At 69.4% G+C, this 8,503-nt stretch carries 10 protein-coding genes; 5 read left to right on the top strand and 5 right to left on the bottom strand.

Going from position 1 to position 8,503, the window contains the following annotated elements; translation table 11 throughout:
• Positions 1–322: DUF6597 domain-containing transcriptional factor (locus FKP22_RS13565; RefSeq protein ID WP_310733330.1), on the bottom strand; the 322-nt coding region annotated here is incomplete at its 3' end.
• Between the two features lie 177 nt (positions 323–499).
• Between FKP22_RS13565 and FKP22_RS13570 the strand changes: the two genes are divergently transcribed.
• From FKP22_RS13570 to FKP22_RS13585, 4 genes are all read left to right on the top strand, one after another.
• Positions 500–895, top strand: a complete 396-nt coding sequence (locus FKP22_RS13570; protein WP_141288016.1) for a DUF3224 domain-containing protein — start codon at positions 500–502, stop codon at positions 893–895.
• 84 nt (positions 896–979) lie between these two features.
• Complete coding sequence (locus tag FKP22_RS13575; RefSeq protein WP_141288017.1) at positions 980–1,636, top strand: PRC-barrel domain-containing protein; 657 nt, start codon at positions 980–982, stop codon at positions 1,634–1,636.
• Positions 1,637–1,650: 14 nt separating this feature from the next.
• Positions 1,651–2,613: a DnaJ C-terminal domain-containing protein gene (locus FKP22_RS13580; RefSeq protein ID WP_141288018.1), complete on the top strand. Its 963-nt coding sequence runs from the start codon at positions 1,651–1,653 to the stop codon at positions 2,611–2,613.
• Positions 2,614–2,615: 2 nt separating this feature from the next.
• On the top strand, positions 2,616–2,981 hold the full coding sequence (locus FKP22_RS13585) for a MerR family transcriptional regulator (protein ID WP_141288019.1): 366 nt from the start codon (positions 2,616–2,618) through the stop codon (positions 2,979–2,981).
• Here FKP22_RS13585 and FKP22_RS13590 read toward each other — a convergent pair.
• Genes FKP22_RS13590 through FKP22_RS13605 form a run of 4 tightly spaced genes read right to left on the bottom strand, consistent with a single transcriptional unit; the run spans position 2,918 to position 7,682 of the window.
• Positions 2,918–3,940 (bottom strand): GGDEF domain-containing protein, encoded by a 1,023-nt coding sequence (locus FKP22_RS13590; protein WP_141288020.1) that lies wholly within the window; start codon positions 3,938–3,940, stop codon positions 2,918–2,920. The two genes, FKP22_RS13585 and FKP22_RS13590, sit on opposite strands and share 64 nt — an antisense overlap.
• Before the next feature lie 37 nt (positions 3,941–3,977).
• The gene (locus FKP22_RS13595) at positions 3,978–5,591 is read right to left on the bottom strand and encodes a diguanylate cyclase domain-containing protein (RefSeq protein WP_211361402.1); all 1,614 of its coding nucleotides are present in this window, start codon (positions 5,589–5,591) and stop codon (positions 3,978–3,980) included.
• Positions 5,584–7,146 (bottom strand): DUF7125 family protein, encoded by a 1,563-nt coding sequence (locus FKP22_RS13600; protein ID WP_141288021.1) that lies wholly within the window; start codon positions 7,144–7,146, stop codon positions 5,584–5,586. The genes FKP22_RS13595 and FKP22_RS13600 overlap by 8 nt, the downstream gene beginning before the upstream one ends.
• A complete protein-coding gene (locus tag FKP22_RS13605; RefSeq protein ID WP_141288022.1) occupies positions 7,143–7,682 on the bottom strand; it encodes a hypothetical protein in 540 nt (179 codons plus the stop codon). Before FKP22_RS13605 ends, FKP22_RS13600 begins: the two co-directional genes overlap by 4 nt.
• A 394-nt stretch (positions 7,683–8,076) precedes the next feature.
• Between FKP22_RS13605 and FKP22_RS13610 the strand changes: the two genes are divergently transcribed.
• On the top strand, positions 8,077–8,298 hold the full coding sequence (locus FKP22_RS13610) for a hypothetical protein (protein ID WP_141288023.1): 222 nt from the start codon (positions 8,077–8,079) through the stop codon (positions 8,296–8,298).
• Positions 8,299–8,503 lie beyond the last annotated feature (205 nt).

Here is an 8,503-nt window from a genome sequence, read left to right on the forward strand (position 1 = left end):
GGCCCCAGAACGGCCCGAAGGCGGCGGCGCGGAACTTGATGCCGAAGGCCCAGCCGCGGCCCGCCAGCAGCTTGTTGAAGCGCGCCCGGTGCACGCCCCACAGGCGTGCCTGGCCGTCTTCCACCACCAGGTGCACATTCGGGTGTGGCAGGGTTTGCTGCTGCTGGTCGGGCAGGCCGCGCAGGTCCCAACCCACGTGCCAGAAGTGGTCGACCCAGGGTGCCAACTCGGCCGAGGGCGCTTCGCGCAGATGGACGAAGCGGGCCGGGTCCAGGCGCTGGTTCAGCACGCCGCGGGCGGGGCCGGGAACGGTGCGGGACACGGCAGGTCGCGTTTTTCCAATCATCGGTGGCGGTGCCGCGGTGCAATGCGGCGCATGGAGGTGAACATGAACCCGTCGATCGATCGCCGATGCTTGCTGCGGGCCGTGGCCGCAGGCAGCATCGGCTTGAGCGTGGCAGCACCCAGTGTCGCCCAGACCAGCCGAACAGGAGCACAGATGCAAGCCAAGGGAACATTCGAAGTCACGCTGCCCAGCCAGCCGGTTGCCCCCGGCACCGAGGCGGCGCAGTTGGGCCGCAAGGCCATCCACAAGACCTTCCAGGGCGACCTGCAGGCCACCAGCCTGGGCGAGATGCTGGCCGCCGGCACGGCCACGCCGGGCTCGGCCGGCTATGTGGCGATGGAGCGGGTGGAAGGCACGCTTGCCGGGCGCCGCGGCAGCTTCGTGCTGATGCACTTCGGCGTGATGGACAAGGGCCAGCCTTCGCTGACCATCCGCGTGGTGCCCGACTCTGGCACCGGCGAGCTGGCGGGCCTGAGCGGCACGATGAACATCGACATCCGCGACGGCCAGCATTTCTACCAGCTGGACTGGCAGTTGTCGCCGCCTTGAGTCGCCAACGTGCGCGTGCGCACGGACGGGACGCTGCCCAGGCGCCACCATGGAGGTGCACCCCATCCGAGTCAGGAGCCCACCATGTTGAACAGCATCCGCCACATCACCGGCGCCATCATGTACGGCGAGGACGGCAGGATAGGCACCGTCAGCGGGGTGCTGTTTGACACCCGCACCTGGGTCATCCGCTACCTGGCCGTCGATCTGGAGCACGAGCAGCGCGGTCGCAGCATCCTGGTCTCGCCACGCTTCATCCGGCGCTCGTTTGACCGCTCGAACGAAATCGAAGTCACGCTGACCCATGCGCAGGCCGCGGGCAGCCCTTCGGCCCGGCAGACCCGGACGCTGGCGGAGCCGAACGAGCGGGACATGCTGCCCCGCATCGAGCCAGGGGACCGGCCACGCAGCGCGGGCCCGGCCGCTGCAGCGCAGCCGGCTGCCGCGCTGGACGCGCATGTCTGCAACAGCCTGGAGGTGAACGGCTGCGAGGTGCATGCCCTGGATGACACGGTGGGCGAAGTGCGGGACTTCTTCTTCGAAACCGAGACCTGGCGCATTGCCTTCCTGCTGGTCGACACCAATGGCCGGGGGCCAGGCGGGCGCAAGGTCCTGCTGGCCCCGGCCTCGGTCGACAAGCTCGACCTGGTGCGAGGCACCGTGCACGTGGCCCTGACCAGCGAGCAGGTCAGGGGGGCGCCGGAGTACCACGAGATGCTCCCGGACAAGGTGGTCGCGTGATCCGGAGATAGGGCATGGAGTTCAAGGACTACTACAGGATCCTCGGCGTGCCGCGGGACGCGACGCCCGAGCAGGTCAAGAAGGCCTACCGCAAGCTGGCGCGCAAGTACCACCCGGACGTCAGCAAGGAGGCCGACGCGACCGCGCGCATGGTCGAACTCAACGAGGCCAACGAGGTGCTGGGCTCGCCTGGACGACGGGCCGCGTATGACCAGCTGCAAAGCCAGCCGCATGCACATGACGGGCAGGACTTCCGGCCCCCGCCGAACTGGGACGAAGGCTTCGCCTTTGCCGATTCGATGGGCAGCGAGGCGGACCACAGCGACTTCTTCGAGCAGCTTTTCGGCCGGGCGGCGCGCAGCCGCCGCGCGAGTGCCCGCCATGGCAGCTTCGAGGCGCAGCCGGCGCACAGGGGCAGCGACCATCACGCCAGCATCGAGCTGGACCTGCTGGACGCCTACCAGGGCGGCGAGCGCACGATTGCCTTGCGCAGCAGCCGGCTCGATGACGCCGGCAGGGTGGTGGCCGACGAGCGCAAGCTGGCCGTGAAGATCCCCAAAGGCGTTCGCGAAGGCCAGCACATCCGCCTGGCCGGACACGGCAGCCAGGGCTCGGGCGGTGGTGCGGCAGGGGACCTGCTGCTGGAAATCCGGTTCAAGCCGGACGCACGCTGGCGCGCCGAGGGCCGCGACGTCTACCAGCGCGTGCCGCTGTCCCCGTGGGAAGCGGAGCTGGGCTGCACGTCCACCTTGCGCACACCGGGCGGCGAAGCCGAGGTCAGTTTTCCGGCGGGCTGGAAACGTGGGCGCAAGCTGCGGCTCAAGGGCCGCGGCATTCCGGGCCAGTCGCCCGGCGATCTCTACCTTGAGCTGGACCTGGTGCTGCCGCCCGCCACGACCGATGCCCAGCGCGCCGCCTACGCGGCCATGGCCCAGGCCTTTCCCGCATTTGATCCGCGAGCCTGGACGGGAGCCTGAGCATGCACCACGCACCACGCAGGCCTGCACTGCAGCACGAGCTGCTGGGCGAGGCGGCTTTCACCGCCGAGGACATTGCCCGTGCCTGCGGCATGGCGCTGGCATGGGTGCATGAGCACGTGGCAGCCGGCGTGCTCCGGGTGGACGCGGTCGAGGACGACGGGCTTGCTGCCTCGCGCCGGTTCGGCAGCATCACGCTGCTGCGGGCCAGGCGCATCGCCCAGCTGGAGCTCGTCTTCGACGCCGACCCGCAGCTGGCGGCACTCACCACAGACCTGATCGAGGACGTGGCGCAGCTGCGCCGTCAGCTGCTGCTGTCTCGCGGCGGGGATGGCGGCGAGGGCGACGGGGGCGGGAACGGCAACTGAGCCGGGCTGGCATGCCCGTGGGCAGACCAGGGTGGCCCTGGCCACGCAGGCAGCAGGTTGAGCTCGGTTTCACGCGCCGCGCTCATGGCCAGCGCAGACAGCACCAACTGCTCGTTCGCGCTCCGCAGCAATGCCATCGCGTTGCGCGTGCTGGCGTGCAGCAGTGCCGCCGAGAGCGGGGCTGTGTCAGGCGGCGCATGTGCCTGCTGCAGGGCAGCCTGGGCGAAGCGAAAGCCGTTGCCGCCGGCATGCTTGACCCGGTACATCGCCGCGTCCGCGGCGTCCAGCAGCGTCTGCGCGTCGGTGCCGTCGTCAGGGTAGAGGCCGATGCCGATGCTCGCGGCCAGCGCCACCTCGTGCTGACCGACGTGGGTCAGCGAGCTGACCGCGGCGAGCATCTTGCGGGCCACCAGCATCGGGTCGCCCGGCTCGCTCACCTCGGCCAGCAGGATCACGAATTCGTCGCCTCCCAGGCGGCACACGGTGTCCGTCTCGCGCACGCAGGCCGTCAGGCGCTCGCCGATCTCCACCAGGATGCGGTCGCCAATGGCGTGGCCCAGCGAGTCGTTGTGCCACTTGAAGTGGTCCAGGTCCAGGAACAGCAGCGCCAGCCTGGCTTCGTGCCGCTTCGCCCCGGCGATGGCCTGCACCAGCCGGTCGGCCAGCAGCGTGCGGTTCGGCAGCCGGGTCAGCGGATCCAGCTCGACCGAGCGGGTGGCTTCGCCCAGCGCAATGGTGCTGCTCTCGACGTCGCTCCGCAGGCGCAAGGCCTCCAGCACCAGCTGCTCGTTGGCCTGCAGCAGTTGCATCATGCGGTGCCCGCCCAGCTCGGCCTGGGCATCGCGCAGGTCGGCCAGCGTGCGCGCCAGCGCCAGGTAGGCCTGGTCGATTTGCCGATTCAGGTGGCTCAATTCGGCGACGGCGTCGGCATGCAAGTGTTGGCCCGGCGCATTGATCATGGTCTGTTTCCAGTCAAGCGCGTCGCGGGGTGCCGGCTCAACCGGGGATCAGCGGCAAGGTGACGGTGAACTGGCTGCCGTGGCCTTTGCCGGCGCTGGTGGCTTCGACCTGGCCGCCATGCGCGCCCACCAGTTCCCGCACCACGGTGAGGCCAATGCCCAGCCCCGCGCCGTTGAAGCCGATGGCATGCGGGTCCTGCACAAAGGGCTCGAAGACCCTGGGCAGGGCCTCGGCGGTGATGCCGATGCCGTTGTCGGCCACCGTCAAGACCAGGGTCGTGTCGCTTGCCGTTGCCGTCAGCAGGATCTCCCCGCCGATGGGCGTGTACTTGGAGGCGTTGTCCAGCAGGTTGCACAGCACCTGCATCAGGCGCACCGGATCGCCGTCCACGTCCAGCGGGCACTCAGGCACCGTCACCACCAGCAGCTGCGTTCGCGCGTCCATCGCCGGCCGGCAGCATTCCACGGCCTCCTTGATCAGGGTGGCCACGTGCACCGTCTGCCGTTCGATGCGCAGTTTGCCGGTGTGCAGGCGCGAGACGTCCAGCAGGTCGCCGATCAGCCGGGTCATGTGGGCCACCTGGCGCTGGATGATGGCCTGCAGCTGCTGCAGGCGGGCGTCGTCCGCGTGCCCCTTGAGCATCAGCGTTGCCGCGATGCGCAGCGGGCCCAGCGGGTTGCGCAACTCATGCGCCACCACGGTCAGCACCTCCATCTGCCGGGTCCGTGCCTGTTCGGCCGCCGCCTGCAGCGCCTGGGCCGCCAGCGCAGCCAGCACCAGGTGCTCGTTGGCTTCGTGCAGCTGTTCGCGCCAGGCCTCGCGCTCGCGCCGGACGCGGTCGTCATTGACCAGGTGCAGGCCGGGCAGCACCACGGCGCGGGCCGCGGCCTGCAGCGCCAGCAGCGGATCCTCGGGCGGGAACGCAAAGTGGCGCAAGCCTTGTCGCCTGGCCTCATCGAGGGCGGCTTGCGCGCGCTCGATGAGCGTGCCTGCACTCTGGCCGTCGTCCGGGTAGAGGCTGATGCCAATGCTGGCGGCCAGCGTGATCAGGTGCTCGCCGATCTGCTGGGGCATGGCCGTGGTGGTGGCCAGCGCGTCCGCCAGCACCATCACGTCTTCTCGTTGGCGCACATCGGTCAACAGCACCAGGAACGCGTCGCCGCTGTGGCGGCTCACGCTGTCGCCTGCATCCACCAAGGAGGCCAGGCGCTGGGCCGCGCGCTGCAGCACCTTGTCGCCTGTCGCATGGCCGAAGTGGCTGTTGATCTGGCGGAAGTCCTTCAGGTCCACCAGCAGCAGCGCGACCTGCTGGCCGTGCCGGTTCGCGTTGCCAATGGCCTGCGTCAGGCGGTCGCGCAGCAGCGAGGGATTCGGCAGCCCGGTCAGCAGGTCCCGGTCGCTGGGCGCGGAGGCGTACCGCAGGGCGTGTTCGGCGGCCAGCGCGGCCCGGTCGGCCTCCTTCTGGATGCGCAGTGCCGACAGCAGCAACTGCTCGTTGGCCGCCCGCAGGTCCGGCGGGGGCGCTTCGGCCGGCGGATGGGCCAGGGCAATCGCAGCCTGCAGATGGGCCAGCTCTGCACGCGCACGGTCCACCTGCTGCTGCAGGTCAGCCAGCTGAGCGCTGGCCTGGACCGTGGCGGGCTCAACCACTGCCTGCCCCTGCCGACTGCACCTGCCGCTCGCCTCCTGCCTTCTGCGTGGGGCTGCCGCCCAGCAGGCCCTCGTAGGCGCCCAGCCGGTGGCCGATCTGGATGCCGTCGTCGTTGATGCTGAACAGGCGCAGCTCGTCGGAATGGGCGCTGGCGCGCACCTTGACCACCGCCATCACGCGCAGCAGCCGGCTGTCGACCTCGATGTAGCGCTGCACGATGATGGCGTCCGTCAGGAAGGCGGTGCCGTAGGGGCTGAAGCGCAGGTCGGTGTAGCGGTCTTCCAGCTCGGAGGTCATCATCACCGTGACGCCGGCGCTGACCAGCGTGGTCACCAGGCGCGACAGCGAGGCGCGGAAGTCCTCCTGGAAGGTGGGCGCGATGGCCAGCTCGAAGCCCGACAGCGAATCGATCACGACCCGCTGCGCACCGAGCCGCTGGATGGCCTCCAGCACGCGCTGCACCATCTCGTCGATCGACAAGTCCGGCGCGTGGCTCTGGACCAGCGCCACCTGCCCGCTGTCGATCAGTTCGGCCAGCCGGCGCTTGCGCGAGCGCAGCGGGTGCTGCTCGAAGGCGGCGATCACGCCCGTCTGGCCGCAGCGCACGCCTTCGGCCAGGAACGTGGCTGCCAGGATGCTCTTGCCCGAACCCGAGGGACCGGCCACCAGCACCGAGTAGCCGCGCGGCACGCCGCCGCCCAGCATCTCGTCCAGCCCCGGCACGCCGGTGAGCAGGCGGGCCGGTTCGTCCGATGAGTCCGCAGAGGCTGCCTTGGGTGGCCCTGCGGCAGGGCCGGCGGGGGCGAAGACCTCCAGCCCGGCGCTGCCAATGCGGAAAGTGTGCAGGCCGGGCAGCGTGGCCTGGCCGCGCATCTTCTTGATCTCCAGCTTGCGCACCATGGAGTTGCGATGCACGCTTTGCTGCAGCCAGATCAGACCATCGGCCACCGTGAACACCGGATTGGCGTCGATCTCGGTGAAGTATTCGCCAATCAGGAAGGTGGTGGCCTGCCAGCTGGTCATCAACATCCCCAGCCGCTGCAGGAACTGCTGCAGTTCGGCCGCGGCGTTGCCGCTTGCACTGGTGGCGATGGCCACCGAGCGGAACGAATCCACCACCACCAGCCCCGGCGAGCTCTCCTCCACTTCGGCGGCAATGCGGCGAAGCACCTTGTCCAGGTCGCCCTCGTGGGCCGCCTCGGCGAGGCTGACGAAGCGCACCGAGCGGTTCACCGCTTCGCTGTCGAAGAAGTCGAACTGCTGCTGGTAGCGCAGCATCTTCAGCGGCGGCTCGCCCAGCACGGTGAAGTACAGCGCACTGCGGGCCGGCGTGGCCATCGCGAACATCATCTGGTGCGCCAGCGTGGTCTTGCCGCAGCCCGGCGGCCCGGCGATGAGGTTGAAGGACAGATCGGGCAGGCCGCCGCCCAGCACGGCGTCCAGCCCGGGCACGCCGGTGGGCAGGCGGTTGATCTTGACCCGGCCGCGCGCAGGCGGCACTTCCGGCGGCAGTGCGGGCGGCGTTCCGCCTTTGGGATGGTCCGGTGCGCTCATCGGTGCTGCACCTCGCGCTGCGCATCCTCGTTGCCAGGCTCCCACAGAGGGCCCAGCAGGCGCCGCGCGAGCGGATCGCCGATCAGGCTGCCCAGCAGCTCGCAGAAGGTGTGCAGCAAGGTGCTGCCGCCACGCAAGGCTTCCGTGCTGGCCTGCTGGGCCACGACGGATTGCAGCGCCGACAGGTCGATGCTCTGCGGCGCTTCATGAGGCACCGGCAGCCAGGGGTGCGAAGTGGCCGTGAGGTAGAGGCTGCGCTCGTAGAGTGCCGCCATGCCGCGGTGGCCGATCACCGGCGCCAGCGAAGCCTCGATCTCCAGCCAGATCGACACCATGGCTTCGGCGACCTGCGCCGCATCGGCGTCGTGATCGACCTTGCCCGCCAGCGGCAGCGCGCCACGCCTGCCCGGCACAGCCTGCCTCGGCGGCGAGCCGGCACTCGCTGCAGCGTCTGCCGTGCCTGCAGCGGCTGGAGGAGGGGTGTCCGTCAATCGAAGCGTTGCAGGCATGGCATGCTCGTGGCCGATCTTGCTCATCGAATGGCCGAACCGGTCAGGCCGACGGCACCCGGCGCTGACGGTGCCAGGGCGGCAGTGGGGTGGGGCATGAGAAGTCCTCCGAGGCTGGGTGCTTGCCAAGTGATGTCTGAACGTGTTGGGCAGGACCCCAAGGGGCTGTGCGGAGAGGTTGAAGGGCAACGGACATGCCAAAGCGAAGCGCTCTTGCTAAGGAGAACTGCGCAACTGGGTACACGCTAACCGCGCCTGCCGGGAACGTCTGTGCGCTGTCGCACCCTCGGGTGCCTGCAGCATTTGCGTTGTGTCGCACCTTTGACAGCCCGGGCGGCAGCGCAGGGCCTGGCGAGGGTTTGCAGTTCAGCGCCAGAGGCACATGAAAGCGCAGAATCGTCGGGTTGAAAGGATGGTCCCCATGGAACAAGTCTTCACGATGGCAGCGCTGGACGCCCGAATACAGCAGATCGAGGTCCACATCGACCAGCTGCAGCTGCACCTGGCCACGGTGAGCCTGCATGCCGACCGGCGCGAGGCGCTGAGCCGGCTGCTGGTGCTCAAACGCTCGCTGGTGGCCTGGCAGACGCAGCGCATCCTGTTGCGCATCCGGCGCCAGGCCGCGCCATTTGCTGGGGGCTAGCGCCCGCTGTGTGCGTTGGCAGACAGACCGGGAACGCCGCTGTCACGCATGCTGCTGAAGCATGCACTGGAACTTGCGCCGCAAGTTTCGGGTGGAAAAGCGGCAAGCGCCCTCCGAGGCGCCGTCGCTCAAGGCTGTCGGGACAGGAGTTGCGATGAAGAAGCGCCATGGGGGCGGATTGCTGCTGGCAGGCCTGCCCTGGCCT

The organism is Ideonella azotifigens (assembly GCF_006519715.1).
In the GTDB taxonomy this organism is placed as follows: domain Bacteria; phylum Pseudomonadota; class Gammaproteobacteria; order Burkholderiales; family Burkholderiaceae_C; genus Ideonella; species Ideonella azotifigens.